At 67.0% G+C, this 13,779-nt stretch carries 9 protein-coding genes and 1 pseudogene; 3 read left to right on the top strand and 7 right to left on the bottom strand.

The genetic code is table 11. The annotated features are described in order from the left end of the window. Positions 1-116: 116 nt before the first annotated feature. Positions 117-2,486 carry a patatin-like phospholipase family protein gene (locus tag J3R73_RS21350; protein ID WP_307431598.1) on the top strand — a complete coding sequence of 790 codons (2,370 nt, stop codon included), beginning with the start codon at positions 117-119 and terminating at the stop codon, positions 2,484-2,486. 479 nt (positions 2,487-2,965) lie between these two features. Here J3R73_RS21350 and J3R73_RS21345 read toward each other — a convergent pair whose 3' ends face one another. The 5 genes from J3R73_RS21345 to J3R73_RS21325 all read right to left on the bottom strand — a co-directional run bounded on the left by J3R73_RS21345 (position 2,966) and on the right by J3R73_RS21325 (position 9,788). Beyond that, positions 2,966-3,679 carry a carbonic anhydrase gene (locus J3R73_RS21345; protein ID WP_307431595.1) on the bottom strand — a complete coding sequence of 238 codons (714 nt, stop codon included), beginning with the start codon at positions 3,677-3,679 and terminating at the stop codon, positions 2,966-2,968. A gap of 96 nt (positions 3,680-3,775) precedes the next feature. Beyond that, the gene (locus tag J3R73_RS21340; protein ID WP_307431592.1) at positions 3,776-4,075 is read right to left on the bottom strand and encodes a hypothetical protein; all 300 of its coding nucleotides are present in this window, start codon (positions 4,073-4,075) and stop codon (positions 3,776-3,778) included. A gap of 10 nt (positions 4,076-4,085) precedes the next feature. Beyond that, positions 4,086-7,301, bottom strand: a complete 3,216-nt coding sequence (locus J3R73_RS21335; RefSeq protein ID WP_307431588.1) for an error-prone DNA polymerase — start codon at positions 7,299-7,301, stop codon at positions 4,086-4,088. After that, positions 7,298-9,085 (bottom strand): Y-family DNA polymerase, encoded by a 1,788-nt coding sequence (locus J3R73_RS21330; protein ID WP_307431585.1) that lies wholly within the window; start codon positions 9,083-9,085, stop codon positions 7,298-7,300. Before J3R73_RS21330 ends, J3R73_RS21335 begins: the two co-directional genes overlap by 4 nt. Then, positions 9,000-9,788: an ImuA family protein gene (locus tag J3R73_RS21325; protein WP_307431582.1), complete on the bottom strand. Its 789-nt coding sequence runs from the start codon at positions 9,786-9,788 to the stop codon at positions 9,000-9,002. The genes J3R73_RS21330 and J3R73_RS21325 overlap by 86 nt, the downstream gene beginning before the upstream one ends. Before the next feature lie 122 nt (positions 9,789-9,910). Between J3R73_RS21325 and J3R73_RS21320 the strand changes: the two are divergent. Then, a pseudogene (locus J3R73_RS21320) lies at positions 9,911-10,271 on the top strand (type II toxin-antitoxin system RelE/ParE family toxin). Further along, positions 10,261-10,581: a helix-turn-helix domain-containing protein gene (locus J3R73_RS21315; protein WP_307431579.1), complete on the top strand. Its 321-nt coding sequence runs from the start codon at positions 10,261-10,263 to the stop codon at positions 10,579-10,581. Before J3R73_RS21320 ends, J3R73_RS21315 begins: the two are co-directional and overlap by 11 nt. Positions 10,582-10,949: 368 nt before the next feature. On the opposite strand, the gene J3R73_RS21310 is transcribed toward J3R73_RS21315, so the two are convergent. Both J3R73_RS21310 and J3R73_RS21305 read right to left on the bottom strand, forming a co-directional pair. Further along, positions 10,950-12,632 (bottom strand): ABC transporter ATP-binding protein, encoded by a 1,683-nt coding sequence (locus J3R73_RS21310; protein WP_307431575.1) that lies wholly within the window; start codon positions 12,630-12,632, stop codon positions 10,950-10,952. Next, positions 12,629-13,573: an acetamidase/formamidase family protein gene (locus J3R73_RS21305; RefSeq protein WP_307431572.1), complete on the bottom strand. Its 945-nt coding sequence runs from the start codon at positions 13,571-13,573 to the stop codon at positions 12,629-12,631. Before J3R73_RS21305 ends, J3R73_RS21310 begins: the two co-directional genes overlap by 4 nt. Positions 13,574-13,779: the final 206 nt, after the last annotated feature.

The raw sequence follows: 13,779 nt of genomic DNA, 5'->3' as shown, positions 1-13,779 counted from the left end.
TAAAGGCCATCGAGGAAAGGCGTGATTTCCTTTCAGGTCAACCCGCGCCGGGCGAGCCGCTGCCCGATGCCGCTTTCTCGGCTAAGCTTGCGATGGGAGGCGCTGGACGGTCTCCGTTGAGGAACGATATCGTCAAGCGATCAGCCGGAAAGGATGAACGCGGCGACGACATTCCCCAGCTCGCAAGCGATCTTCCGATTTCCGGCTTGGCGCTGTCGGGCGGCGGCATCAGGTCGGCGGCGTTCTCGCTGGGGGTCATGCAGGGGCTCGAAGCCGTCCGCGGCGATTTCCTCGACAATCTCGATTACATGTCGACGGTTTCCGGCGGCGGCTATATGGGCGGCTCGGTCATCGCCGGCCTGCTGCAGAAGGGCAAGTTTCCCTATCCGAGCCTGCTCGGCAAGCAGGAGACGGTGGGGACCAAGCATATCCGCGACTATGCCAGCTATCTCAATCCTCATGGCTTCGGCGATGTGCTGGCCGGGCTGATCACGCTCGCCCGCGGGCTGCTGATCAATGCCGTCATCTTTTCGGGCGTGATCCTGACCCTCGTGGCCGCGACGGTTCTGTTGAAGCCGACGAAAGACTCGCTTGCCGATCCGCTCTTTCCGGCGCCGTCCTGCCTGAGCGGCTTGGGATGGTTTCCCTGGACGGTCGTTGCCTTCGCTTTCTTCTTCGCCGTCCAGCTTGCCTATACCCTGATCGCCCTGCGTTCGGGGAGCGGCCGCATGGCCGAGATCAGGCTGACGACGCGCGAAGGCTCCGACCGGCTGTTCACCTGGTTCCTCCGCGCGTGTTTCCTGATCTTCGCGCTCGAATGCCAGCCCTATGTGCTCCTGGCCATGGTCACCGTCGCGGACTGGCCGGACAAGTTGGCTGTGGCGGCAGGCAAGGCGATCGAGCCCAAGCATGTCAATGCGCTCGCCGATCTGCTGCATTGGCTCGGTTTCGGCGGCCCGGTGACCTTTACGGTTCTGCTCGGCGTGGCCACGACGCTGGCGGCCTTCAGCAAGAAACTGCTGGCGATCCTGGGGACGACGGCTGGGGATGCGAGCTGGTCGGGCTCGATGAAACGCTGGGCGAGCAAGGCAGGCCTCTATCTCGTCGCCCTCATCGTGCCGTTTCTGCTCTGGCTGGTCTATCTCCGCCTGTGTTTCGCCGCGCTGCATGCCACCCCGCCGTCGAACGCCGGGGTCTTCGTCCTGCTTGCCCTCGTCCTGATCGCCCTCGCGCTTTTCGTCTCCCCGAACGCCAATTCGCTGCATCGCTATTTTCGCGACCGCCTGAGCCGGGCCTTCATCTGGGACGGGCACGCGCTGGGGCCGGACGATCCGAGCATCGGCTTTCCCTCGCCGACGTCCCGCCTGCCCAAAGGCACCGATCTCGACAGGCTGAAGCTGAGCCATCTGACGAAGGCCGGAGCCCCGGCCGCCTGGCACGACGCCTGGAAAAGGGGCCCCTATCTCCTCGTCAATACGTCGGTCAATCTGGAAGGGTCCCACTACCTCAACCAGCGCGGCCGCAATGCGGATTCGTTTTTCTTCAGCCCGCTGTTCTCCGGCTCCAGCGCCACCGGCTATGCGAGCACGAGGCAGCTGGAGCAGATCCATCCCGACCTGGATCTTCCCACCGCCATTGCCATTTCGGGTGCCGCGGCCTCGGCCAATATGGGTGCCAGCACCATCCCGGCGCTGACCTTCAGCCTCGCCGTCCTCAATATACGGCTCGGCTACTGGCTGCCCAATCCCCTGTTCGCCGGGGTCTGGAAGCAGAAGAGCCTGGTGGCCAGTATCGGGCCGTTCTACTACGCCATGGAAGTCGTGGGAAAGCTCAGGGAGACGACACGCAACGTCTACCTCACCGATGGCGGGCATTTCGACAATCTCGGCGTCTACGAGCTTCTGCGGCGGCATTGCAAGGTCATCGTCGTGGCCGATGCGGAGGCCGATCCCGCCATGACCTTTGATTCGCTGGTTCGCCTGCAGCGCTATGCCCGCATCGATCGGGGCATCCTGATCGACCTGCCCTGGCCGGCGATCTGCGCCGCGAGCAAGGCGGTCACGCCCACCTCGACCCGTGGCGCCGCCGGCGATCCCTCGCTCTGCCATGGCCCGCATGTCGCGGTCGGGCGCGTCGACTACGGTCTGGACACACAGGGCAAGCGCGAATATGGCGTGCTCATCTATCTCAAATCGTCGCTCACCGGCGACGAGAGCGACCTGATCCGCGATTATCTGCGCCGCAACGCCGCCTTCCCGCACGAGACGACGCTGGACCAGTTCTTCTCCGAGGAGCAGTTCGAGGTCTACCGGGCGCTCGGCTTCCACATTGCCAACAATTTCTTCGCCGGCCGCGACAAGGCGGCGATGCTGCCGGCCGACACGCTGGACGATTGGCCCGAACAGGTCGGCCACGCCCTGCGCCGCCTGCAACTGTCGGCCGCGGCCGTCAAGCGCATCGTGGATCGGCAGAAGGCGGCGGCATAGGTTGATCGTCGGGAAGCCCGATCCGCGATGGACGTGTCGGTCCGGCTGTTCCTGCGACGTCCTGCTCTCGACCGGCGTGCCGTCTCGCGGATACCGGCGAAGGGGATCGGCAGCGGAGAATGCGTGCACAAGGGCCGACCGGGCCGCTTCATCAGCCGGCGCATCTGATGGAGATCGTGCGCACCGCATGAGCGCGGCATGCGTTCCCGCATGTGGGAATGCGCTCCGGCGTCCGGCACCGGCGGCCGGCGAGCGGGTAAACAAGCCCCCGCCAATTGCCGGGGTGGCTTCTGGCTGTGACGAGGTATTGCCTGGTCGATCGTGCCGCAGGCGGCCGCGGTGGCGTCGGCTCGGCCACTGGCCGTGTCGGCCGGCATGGTGACTCGACGTGTTCGATCACGTCGGACACAATCGACTTCGCCCTCAGATCGGGGCGGGCGCGACACGCCCGCCCCCTCGACTTTCGCCGCCCGGGCCGATCAGCCGAGGAAGTCCACCGCGCCGGTGTCGAGGTCATAGCGGGCATAGACAACCTTGAGCTTGCCGGCGTGGACGAGTTCCGTGACGATTTCGCTCTCCGCACTGATTTTGAGCGCATTGCGACGGGCATTTTCGCAGACGACGTTGTTGACGAAGTCTCCGGGCTTGCCTTTCTGCGATTGCGCGGCGGGAACGATCGCATCCACCATCGCCTTGATCGATCCCGGCAGGACGGTGTGCTTTTCCGCGACCTCGCACGCCGCTTGAACGGCGCCGCAACGGCTATGTCCCATGACGACGATCAGCGGGGAGCCGAGGTGTTCGGCGCCATACTCGATCGTGCCGAGAACGTCACTATCGACGATGTTGCCGGCATTGCGGGCGACGAAGAGTTCCCCAAGGCCGACGCCGCCGAAAACGAGTTCGGGCGAAACGCGGCTGTCCGCACAGGTCAGGATTGTCGCCCAGGGCGACTGCCCTTTTGCAACACTGGCCCGGTTTGCGGTCAAGGCAGCCTCGCAGAGCTGCGGGGCGCTGACGAATTTCTCGTTGCCTGCCTTCAATCTGGCAAGCGCCTCATCGGGCCGGATTGTCGAATTGGCGAAGCTGGGACGTATCGCGCCGTCCCACGCCAGCAGCCCCGCCGCGGCCGCCACCGTCGCCGTGAGCGACAAGAAACTACGACGGCTCAATTTCGTGCATTCAAGACACATGATAATCCCCCTCGGTACCCCCCCATGGGCGCCGGCGGAAGATGGCAGGTCTCGACAGTAGGAGTCTATAGTAAAATTCATTCGGGCGATGCCATTTTATTCTAGATCGTTGTTTGAATGAGGCTTTGAGATTCTTGAGGATTCCGTCAAATTGAAAAACGCTCCGGATAAATCAACTCGCTCAGTACCGGCGCTGAATATTGCGTACATTGTCTGCTTACGCCGGCAGACAAGCGTCGGGCTTCGACGACGATCGAAAGCGCCGTCCTCGGCGCCTGATCGCATGCCATGGGCCTCCGGCAGCCTTTGCTGCAGGGCGACGAGGCGATCATCGGGGCCGAAATCGAACGAGGCTTGATCCATGTCCGCGATCGCTGCTGCTTGTCGGTCGGCCATGGCGATCGCCTCAGTGGAAATCGCGGCTCTTGAACAGGCCGAGTTCGAGCTGGGCCGGCGGCGGGCCGTCCCTGTCGCGCAGGCGCGAGATTTCGGCGCTGAGGTCGACGAGGTCCTCCGCGATCACATGCACCACGATGCCGGCGCGCTGCAGCCGGCCCCGTATGGCGACCAGCCGCGACGTCATGACGATGCGGCGATAGCGTTCGAACACCTTCGGCCAGACGATGATGTTGCTGATGTCGGTCTCGTCCTCGATCGTCATGAACACGACGCCGCTGGCCGTGCCGGGGCGCTGGCGCGTCAGCACCAGCCCGGCCACCACGACGATGCTGTCCTGCGCCAGCACCTCGCTGCGATGCTCGCGGTTGGTGATGGCGCCGCGGCGTGCGAGATCCGGCCGCAGGAAAGCGCAGGGATGGGCTTTCAGCGAGAGGCTGGTGGCGTGATAGTCCTCCAGCACATGCTCGCCCAGGGCCATGGCCGGCAGGCGGATCCCGGGCTCCGGGAAGAGGTCGTCGTCGAGATGCGGCGCGAGGAGCGGGAGGTCCCGTCCCGTCTTCTGCAGGCCGATGCCGATGGTGGCGAAGCGGCGCACCGCCCACAGCGCCGAGCGCCGGTCGAGCCCGAGCGAGCGGAAGGCATCGGCCTCGGCCAGCCTTTCGAGGGCGGTATGGGAAAGCCCTCCCGCCGAGGCGAGCCTTTCGAGGCTGCCATAGCCGTTGCCGCGTCGGCCGAGCATGGTGACGAAATCGGCCTGCTTCACGCCTTTCACCAGCCGAAAGCCGAGCCTCACGGCGAACCGGTGCGGGCTCTCCGGCGAGGCCGGTTCGAGCGTGCAGTCCCAATCGCTGGAATTGACGTCGACTTCCCTGACCTCGACGCCATGCTTCACCGCATCGCGCACCAGCTGCGCCGGCTGGTAGAAGCCCATGGGCTGGCTGTTGAGGATGGCGGCGCAGAAGACGTCGGGATAGTGGCATTTGATATAGGCGGAGACATAGACCAGCACGGCGAAGCTCGCCGCATGGCTCTCCGGGAAGCCATATTCGCCGAAGCCCTCGATCTGGCTGAAGCAGCGCTCGGCGAAGGCCCGCTCATAGCCGCGACCGACCATGCCCTCGATGAACATCGCCTTGTATTTGCCGATCGTGCCGTTGTGGCGGAACGTCGCCATGGCGCGGCGCAGCCCGTCGGCATCGTCCGGCGTGAAGCCGGCCGCCCGGATGGCGATCTCCATGGCCTGCTCCTGGAAGAGGGGCACGCCGAGCGTTCTTCCCAAAACCTCCTCCAGCTCGTTCTTCGAGCCGCCGCGCGGAAAGGGAAGCTCCGGCTTCTCGATGCCGTCCCGCCGGCGCAGATAGGGATGGACCATGTCGCCCTGGATCGGCCCCGGCCTGACGATCGCCACCTCGATGACGAGATCGTAGAATTTCTGAGGCCTGAGACGCGGCAGCATCGACATCTGAGCCCGGCTCTCGACCTGGAACACGCCGACGGAATCCGCTTCGCACAGCATGTCATAGGTGGGCTTGTCCTTGCGCGGCAAGGCGGCGATGGCGCCGAGATTGCGGTCGTAATGCTGCCTCAGAAGATCGAGCCCGCGCCGGATGCAGCTCAGCATGCCCAAGGCGAGCACGTCGACCTTCATCAGGCCGAGCGTGTCGATGTCGTCCTTGTCCCATTCGATGAAGGTGCGTTCCTCCATCGTGGCGTTGCAGACCGGCACCGTGTCGTTCAGTCTCTCGCGGGTGAGCACGAAGCCGCCGACATGCTGGGAGAGATGGCGGGGGAAGCCGGTCAGCTCGGCGGTGAAATGGAGCGCCTGCCGAATGACGGGATTGCCGGGGTCGAGCCCGGCCTGGCGGACGCGCTCATGCGTCCATTTCTGGGTGCCCATGCCCCACACCGTCTTCGACAGGGCGGCGGTGACGTCGGGCGTCAGGCCCAGCACCTTGCCGACCTCGCCGACGGCCCGGCGCGAGCGGTAATGGATCACGGTGGCGCAAATCGCGGCGCGGTGCCGGCCATAGCGCGCATAGATATACTGGATGACCTCCTCGCGCCGTTCATGCTCGAAATCGACGTCGATATCCGGCGGCTCGCCGCGCTTTTCCGAAATGAAGCGCGAGAACAGGAGATCGGTTTCGTCCGGGTTCACCTCGGTGATGCCCAGGCAGTAGCACACGGCGCTGTTGGCGGCGGAGCCGCGCCCCTGGCAGAGGATCTTCAAGTCGTTGCGGGCATAGGCGACGATGTCGTGCACGGTGAGGAAATAGGGCGCGAAGGCGAGCTTGGCGATCAGGGCGAGTTCGGCCCGCACGAGCCGGGAGACCTTCTCCGGCACGCCGCCGGGATAGCGAAGCTGCGCGCCTTCCCAGGCGAGGTCCTCGAGATGCCCCTGCGCGGACTTGCCGGGCGGGATCGGTTCGTCGGGATATTCGTAGCGCAGGTCCCTCAGGTCGAAGCTGCACGCCTTGACGACGTCCAGCGTGCGCGCCAGCGCTTCGGGAAAGGCGGCGAAGAGCCGGGCCATCTCGCCGGCCGGCTTGAGATGGCGCTCGCGGTTGATCTCGAGCTTGTGGCCGGCTTCCGCCAGCGTGCATTTCTCGCGGATGCAGGTGAGGATGTCGGCGAGCGCCTGGCGGTCCGGCTCGTGATAGAGCACGTCGTTGACGGCGATCATCGGGGCGCCCAGCCGGTCGCCCAGTTCGGCGAGGAGGCCGAGCCGGCGCGGCTCGTCGCCGCGGTGGCGGTGGCAGCCGGCGAGATAGGCGCGGCCCGGCGCGGCCTCGGCGAGGGCGGCGAGCTTGGGGATGAAATCCGCCGTCGGCACGTCCGGCGGCATGGCGATCAGCATCTGGCCTTCGCTGGCGCCGAGGATGGCCTCGAAGCCGAACCGGCACTCGCCCTTCTGGCGCGGGATGCGCTCGTTGTTCTCGCTCAGCAGGCGGCAGAGCCGGCCATAGGCCGCCCGGTCGGTGGGATAGGCGATCGCCTCGAAGCCGTCGGTGGTGACGAGGCGTACGCCGGGCAGATAGCGCAGCGCCGGATGTTTCCGGGCTTCCGCCAGCGCGCGCACCACGCCGGCGAAGCTGTTGCGGTCGGCGATGCCGATGCCGGTAAGGCCGTAGACCTGCGCCTGCTTCACCATCTCCTGCGGGAAGGAGGCCCCGCGCAGGAAGGAGAAATTGGTGGTGACGGCGAGCTCGGCATAGGCGCTCATGCGAACAGGCCCCGCATGAACCAGGTCTGCTGCCGGGGCGGGCGTTCCGGCCCCTCGCAGCAGAGCCAGAAGCGCTGGCCGGCCTGCGTCTCGGCGACGTAATAATCGTGCTGCGGCGGGGCGGCGAAGGTGGGACGCGGCGTGCGTTCCGCCTCCGTATTCTCGAACTGGCTGCGCTTGACGCTTCTCGGGCTTTCGCTGTCCGGAAGCTTCGGCCTCGCCTGCGCCGCTGCCTTGCCGCTCCCTCCCTTGTCGCCTTTGGGCTTGCCCCAGCCGAACGCCTCCTCCGAGGGGCCGGTCGGCAGCGGCGGCGCCGTCTCTTCCCACCACGGGCCGGCGATGCGCTCCGGCCCCTGCAGGTCGACGATGCGATGGGGCGTGCCGCGCCAGCGGAAATGGCCGGGCAGGCCGTCCGGTCCCGTCGCCAGGATCTGCAGGGGTTCGGGGCGCTCCAGGAAGAGCGGCGGCCGCAGGCGGGCGGGATCGGCCTGCGGCCAGGCCGGCGGCGTCGTGCCGGCCTCGACGGCGGCCTCGGCAAAGGCCGGATCGTGCCGCGCCACGGGCTGGATCTGCCGCACGGCTTGCGGCCCGAGGCGCTGGCGCAGCGCGTCGATCAGTTCGGACTGCCGCTCGGCGAGGTCGAGCACGGGGGCCTGCATCGTGCCGTCGCGCAGGGTGAGCCGCGCCTGGCGGCTGCCGATCTTCTCGGTCGTGGTCACCGTCAGGCTGACGGTCTCGAAGCCGAAGCCGGCATCGATGGTCTCCCCCAGCCGCTCCAGGTCGAGCTCGACCAGCCGGGCGACATGGGCGGGATCGCGCGTGGCGGCGGCGAGGCCGATATGGATGGTGCGCACTTCGCCGTCGACGCGGAAGAGCCGCAGCCTGAGGGTGCGTGCGCCCAGCCCCTCCTGCGCGAGGGCCGGCACCAGGTCCTTCATCAGCCGGCTCGCGACATGCACCACCGCCGGCTGGCTGACGATGGGGTCCAGCAATTGGCGGCTGCGATGATGGAGGGGCGGCGGCTCCAGGACGATCAGGGCTTCCTCCCGCCGGCCCATCGCCTGGTCGAGGCGCTTGAGCAGGACGGGTTCGAAGCGCGCCGCGAAGGGGGCGCGTTCCTTGCCGAGAAGGTCGCCGATACGCCGGAAGCCGAGCCGCTGCAGGGTCAGGCAGAGGTCGTCCGGCAGGCGCAGGCCGGCCATCGGCAGGCAGGCGAGGGCACCGGCGGGATCGTCGCCGGCGGGCAGGACGACAGCGGCCTGCGCATGGCAGCGCGACAGCGCCCAGGCCGCGCCGGGCGTATCGGCGAGGGCGGTGCGAGCCCCCAGCGAGAACGGCCGCAGGCGCCTGACGATATCGGCGAGCAGGGCTGCTTCGCCGCCGGCCAGATGGCTGGCGCCGGTGATGTCGAGGAAGAGGCCGTCAGCCCCGTCGGCTTGGCGATAGGCGGCGACGGAGGGCGTATAGCGCATCGCCCACAGGCCGAGGCGATGCAGCGCCGCGCTGTCGGCCTCGCGGTCGAGCGGACGGGTCTGCAGGCCCGGCGCCCTGGCGCGCGCATCGGCGACGAGCCCGCCGACGGCCAGCCCTTCGGCTTCGGCGGCCTTGTTGGCGGCGCCGATGCGCGGGCCGCCCGACGCCTCGACCGTGAGGACGAAGGGCCGCCGGGCGTCGACGGCCTCGGGCGAAGCCGGGCGGTCAGGCGACCCGGACCTGCCGGCCTGCGCTCTCAGGAAGCGCTGGATCGGCCAGCGCGGCAGCCAGACCGAGACGATGCGTGGCATGGTCGAACTCCATGAGCCAGGATCCGTTCTGCCCGTTGCGGCTGCGTTCGAGCTGAACGCGCCAGCGCCAGGCGGTGAGCAGGCCGAACCGATCGCGCGGGCCGGGCGCCGAGCCGATGCGCCAGCGCGTGACGGCGGCGGTCGCGGCCGCGGCCAAAGGCGGGCGCAGCAGGAAGAGCGGGCAGGGCGCGGCGGCGGCGGCGAGCTGCAGGCGGCGGCTCATGGCGGCCTCGAGGCCGCCGCCGGTCAGCCCCGCCACGGCCCCGGCCGCGCCGGAGCGCAGGATCTCCTCCATCGCCCAGGCCGCGCGTGTCTCGTCCGCCGCGGTGACGAGGACGAGACGAGCCGGATCGAGGCCGAGCGCCCTCAGCCCGTGGCCGTATGGCCACCCCATGCCGGACAGGCCGCGCGGCGAGACGACCAGCCAGAGCGTGCCCGCATTCGTGTCCTGGCGCTGGACCAGCCGCGAGATCAGGAAGCCGAAGGCGCCGGCGCTGTCGAAGATGGTCTGCGGCGCGATCTCGTGCAGGGCGTCGAGGGCGAGCCCGCCGCCCGGCAATTTACGGTCGACGGCCTCGATGCCGAAGGGCAGCGTGCCCGCATCGGCATGCATATGCTCCAGCTTCGGCAGGAGAAGGCGCAGCCCGGCCAGTTTCTCGGCGCGGCGTTCGCGGTCGAAGACGAGGGGAGCGGGCGAAGGCATGGGCGAAATCCGTTTCACCCAGACTAGAACAAAACGGGAACATTTCAAGCGGAGTCTGCGCAGGCCGATGCCACGCCGCATTCATCTTGAAAAATCATAGCACCAAGTGCTACCTTTCAATCATGGCCTCCCCCCGAACATTCAAAACCGCATGGTTCGCCAAAGCTGCACGCAAGGCACGGATATCGGACACGGAATTGTGCAAGGCGATCAGGCAGGTCGCATCCGGGCAGGCGGATGATCTAGGAGGAGGGTCTTCAAGAAACGCCTGAAAGACAATATGTACAGATCGATCATTTTGGCGAAGAGCGGAGAGTTTTGGATTTATGTCTATTTGTTCGCGAAAAAGATAGACCAAACATAACCGACGCCGAATTGGCGGAATTCCGCAAACTGGCGGGGCTCTACCAACGAAAGACATCCGCAGATGTCGCAGCTGAACTGGAAATCGGAGCTATCGTGGAGATCTGTCATGCCGCATAAGAAATTCAAAAGCGATGCCTTCGAAGCGGTCTATACTTCGGTCGAGGATATGTATCGGGCCGGAACGATCGATAAGGAGACGCTCCGAAGCTTTGACGACGCTTGCCTGGCTGTTCCAGCGGAACTTGGACCTCAGGACATCAAGGCCCTCCGCGAAGGTAACCATGTGAGCCAGCCTATTTTTGCGCGCTATCTCAACACAAGTGTGTCCACCGTGCAAAAGTGGGAATCTGGAGCAAAACGACCCAGCGGAATGGCCTTGAAGCTCCTGACCCTTATTCAAAAGCATGGGCTGCAAGTGCTGGGCTGAGAGGCCCGGCGCCATGTGCCCGATCTACATCGTGGCAAAATCAGCCTCTCAAACGGGCCCTCACCCGAGAGGAGCGGAAAGCGCGTCGTGCGCATCTCGCTGAGGTCAGATGGTCGATGAAAGCTGCTACAAAATAGCCTTTTGACGCCAAGTTTGCAGAATATAGCGCGTTTTTCCTTCTCCCGGGTCGGGAGAAGGTGGCGCGGAAGCGCCGGATGAGGGTCTGAACTTCGACAATTGAAGCGCGATTTTGAGCGATCTGCGTCGAAGTTCAGGCCCTCATCCCCCTGCCGGGACCTTCTCCCGGGTCGGGAGAAGGCAGCTCATTTTCTTAGCGTCCGCCCCTCTCGCCGGGACAGGGGCCTGATCTACCGATACAGCCCCGGATCCGGAATCGGTACGGCGGCGATCAGGTCGCGCGTATAGGCCTCGCGCGGGCTGTCGAAGATCTCGCGCCGCGTGCCGGCCTCGACGATGCGCCCGTGCCGCATCACCGCGACATGGTGGCTCATGCGCTCGACCACGGCCATGTCGTGGGAGATGAAGAGATAGGCGAGGCCCATCGTCTCCTGCAGTTCCAGCATCAGGTCGAGCACGCGCCCGCGCACCGAGACGTCGAGCGCGGCGACGCTCTCGTCGGCGACGATCAGCCCGGGTTCGAGCGCGAGCGCCCGGGCGATGCAGATGCGCTGGCGCTGGCCGCCGGAGAATTCGTGCGGATAGCGCGAGGCGAGGTCGGGCGACAGGCCGACCCGGCGCAGGAGGTCGGCGACCCGCTCCCTGCGCTCGGCCGGCGTGCCGATGCCGTGGATCAGCATCGGCTCGGCGATGGCGGCCCCGACCGTCATGCGCGGGTCCAGCGAGGCATAGGGGTCCTGGAAGATCATCTGCGCCTTGCGGCGGACCGGCTTCATCGCACGGTTGGACAGGCCCTGGAGGGGCGAGCCGGCGATCGTCACCTCGCCCGAGAAGGGAATCAGCCCCAGCACCGCCTTGCCGGTCGTCGACTTGCCCGAGCCGCTCTCGCCGACGAGGCCGAGGGTCTGGCCGGGGCGGATCTCGAAACTGACGTCGGTGACCGCCGCCTGCGGCTTGCCGGCCCGGAACAGGCCGCCGGGCTTGCCGTAGCTCACTTCCAGCCCGCGCACGAAGAGGATCGGCCCGGTGCGCGGCGGCATCTCCAGGGGCGGTGCATCGGTGACGCGCGGCGGGCCGTCGCTGTCCCGGAAGGCGCCGAGCCTGGGCACGGCGGCGAGCAGTTCCTGCGTATAGGGTTGGCGGGGCGCGGCGAAGATCGCCTCGACCGGTCCGGTCTCGACGAGCCGGCCGTGCTGCATCACGGCGACGCGGTCCGCCATCTGCGCCACCACGCCCATGTCATGGGTGATCAAGACGATGGCAGTGCCGAATTCGCGCTTGAGCTCGCGCATCAGCGACAGGATCTGCGCCTGCACGGTGACGTCGAGCGCCGTCGTCGGCTCGTCGGCGAGCAGCAGCTTGGGCCGGCAGGACAGCGCCATGGCGATCATCACGCGCTGGCGCATGCCGCCGGAAAGCTCGTGGGGGTATTGCAGCAGCCGGCGCGGCGCCTCGCCGATATGGACGACGTCCAGCATGGCGATGGCGCGGCTCTTCACGCTGGCGCCCTCTGCCGCCTGGTGCTGGCGGATCGCCTCGAACAGCTGCGCGCCGATGGTCATCACCGGGTTGAGCGAGGTCATCGGCTCCTGGAAGATCATGGCGATCTCGCCGCCGCGCACCTCGCGCATGGCGCGTTCGGACAGGCGCGTGAGGTCGCGCCCGTCGAGGCGGATGGCGCCGGAGGCGATGCGCAGCGAGCCCGGCGGCAGCAGGCGCATGACGGAGAGGGCGGTCACCGACTTGCCGGAGCCGGACTCGCCGGCGATGCACAGGGTCTCGCGCGGGGCGACCGTGAGGCTCACGGTGTCGATCACCCGCCTGGCGCCCTCCGGCGTCAGGGCATCGACGCAGAGATCGTCGATCTCGAGGACCGGCCGTTCGGGCGCTCCGGCATCCGTTCCTGCGATCATGCGAACACGATCCGCGGGAAGTAGAACGACACCACCCAGTTCGGCATGTCGACGATCTCGCTGATCCGCAGGTCGCCGCAGACGGAGCAGAGCATGTAGGCGTCGACCGGCGACAGCCCGTGCTCGGCGGTCAGCAGGTCGATCATGCGCATGACGCTCTCGCGGGCGCCGGTCATCAGATCGGGGCCGATACCGGTGGTGACTTCGTAGCCGGCGGCGTCGAGATGGCGCGTCACCGGCCCGGGGGTGGTGAAGCGGGGCGATTGCAGCGGCGTGTCCTTGACGAGGTCGAGGGTGACGTCGACGTCCATGCGGCTCTCGATCGCCGTGCCGCAGACTTCGCCGTCGCCCTGTGCGGCATGGGTGTCGCCGATCGAGAACAGAGCGCCCGGCACCTCGACGGGCAGATAGAGCGTCACGCCGGCCGTGAGGTCGCGGATGTCGAGATTGCCGCCGACGCGGCGGGGCGGCACCACCGAATGCAGGCCGGGCTCGGCCGGCGCGACGCCGATGGTGCCGGCGAAGGGCTTCAGCGGCACCTTGCCGCCCGGCCCGAACAGGGACGGCGCCATCGAGGCCGGGTCATATTTCCAGATATGGATGGCGGGCTCGATGAACTGGTCCGCCAGCAGGCCGAAGCCCGGAATGTTGGCGGTCCAGCCGAGCCCGGACGGGGCGAAATGCCGGATCGTGACCTTGAGCACGTCGCCGGGTTCGGCGCCCTCGACATAGACGGGCCCGGTCACCGGATTGACCCGGGAGAAATCCATGGTCTTGACGGTCTCGGCGGTGGAATCGGCATCGAACTGGCCGCCGGACGAATCCAGGCACTCGAAATGGATGGTCTTGCCCGGCATGGCGGTGAGCACCGGCTCGAAGTCGCGGTTCCAGCCGAGATGGTGGTTCTTGCGATGGATGGTGTAGTCGCATGCCACGCACATGATGGGACCTTTCCTGCCTTGGGAGATGGGATTTTGCAGGGCGCGCAGGTGATGCGTTCGGTCGAAAGTTTCACCCTCCCCTGGAGGGGGAGGGTCGACACGAAGTGTCGGGGTGGGGTGATTCCCTTGCGGGAAATCTTGGCCTCACCCTGATCTCGAACGTTGCGTTTTCACCCCACCCCGGCCTTGCAGGCCGACCCTCCCCC

This window comes from Labrys monachus, from assembly GCF_030814655.1.
GTDB lineage: Bacteria > Pseudomonadota > Alphaproteobacteria > Rhizobiales > Labraceae > Labrys > Labrys monacha.
This window is presented reverse-complemented; position numbering and strand designations above follow the sequence as displayed.

What these genes read in the sequence shown, in the direction of transcription:
- J3R73_RS21345 (WP_307431595.1), bottom strand. Translation starts at nt 3,679, where the DNA reads ATGTGTCTTGAATGCACGAAATTGAGCCGTCGTAGTTTCTTGTCGCTC.
- J3R73_RS21340 (WP_307431592.1), bottom strand. Translation starts at nt 4,075, where the DNA reads ATGGCCGACCGACAAGCAGCAGCGATCGCGGACATGGATCAAGCCTCG.
- J3R73_RS21335 (WP_307431588.1), bottom strand. Translation starts at nt 7,301, where the DNA reads ATGAGCGCCTATGCCGAGCTCGCCGTCACCACCAATTTCTCCTTCCTG.
- J3R73_RS21330 (WP_307431585.1), bottom strand. Translation starts at nt 9,085, where the DNA reads ATGCCACGCATCGTCTCGGTCTGGCTGCCGCGCTGGCCGATCCAGCGC.
- J3R73_RS21325 (WP_307431582.1), bottom strand. Translation starts at nt 9,788, where the DNA reads ATGCCTTCGCCCGCTCCCCTCGTCTTCGACCGCGAACGCCGCGCCGAG.
- J3R73_RS21315 (WP_307431579.1), top strand. Translation starts at nt 10,261, where the DNA reads ATGCCGCATAAGAAATTCAAAAGCGATGCCTTCGAAGCGGTCTATACT.
- J3R73_RS21310 (WP_307431575.1), bottom strand. Translation starts at nt 12,632, where the DNA reads ATGATCGCAGGAACGGATGCCGGAGCGCCCGAACGGCCGGTCCTCGAG.
- J3R73_RS21305 (WP_307431572.1), bottom strand. Translation starts at nt 13,573, where the DNA reads ATGTGCGTGGCATGCGACTACACCATCCATCGCAAGAACCACCATCTC.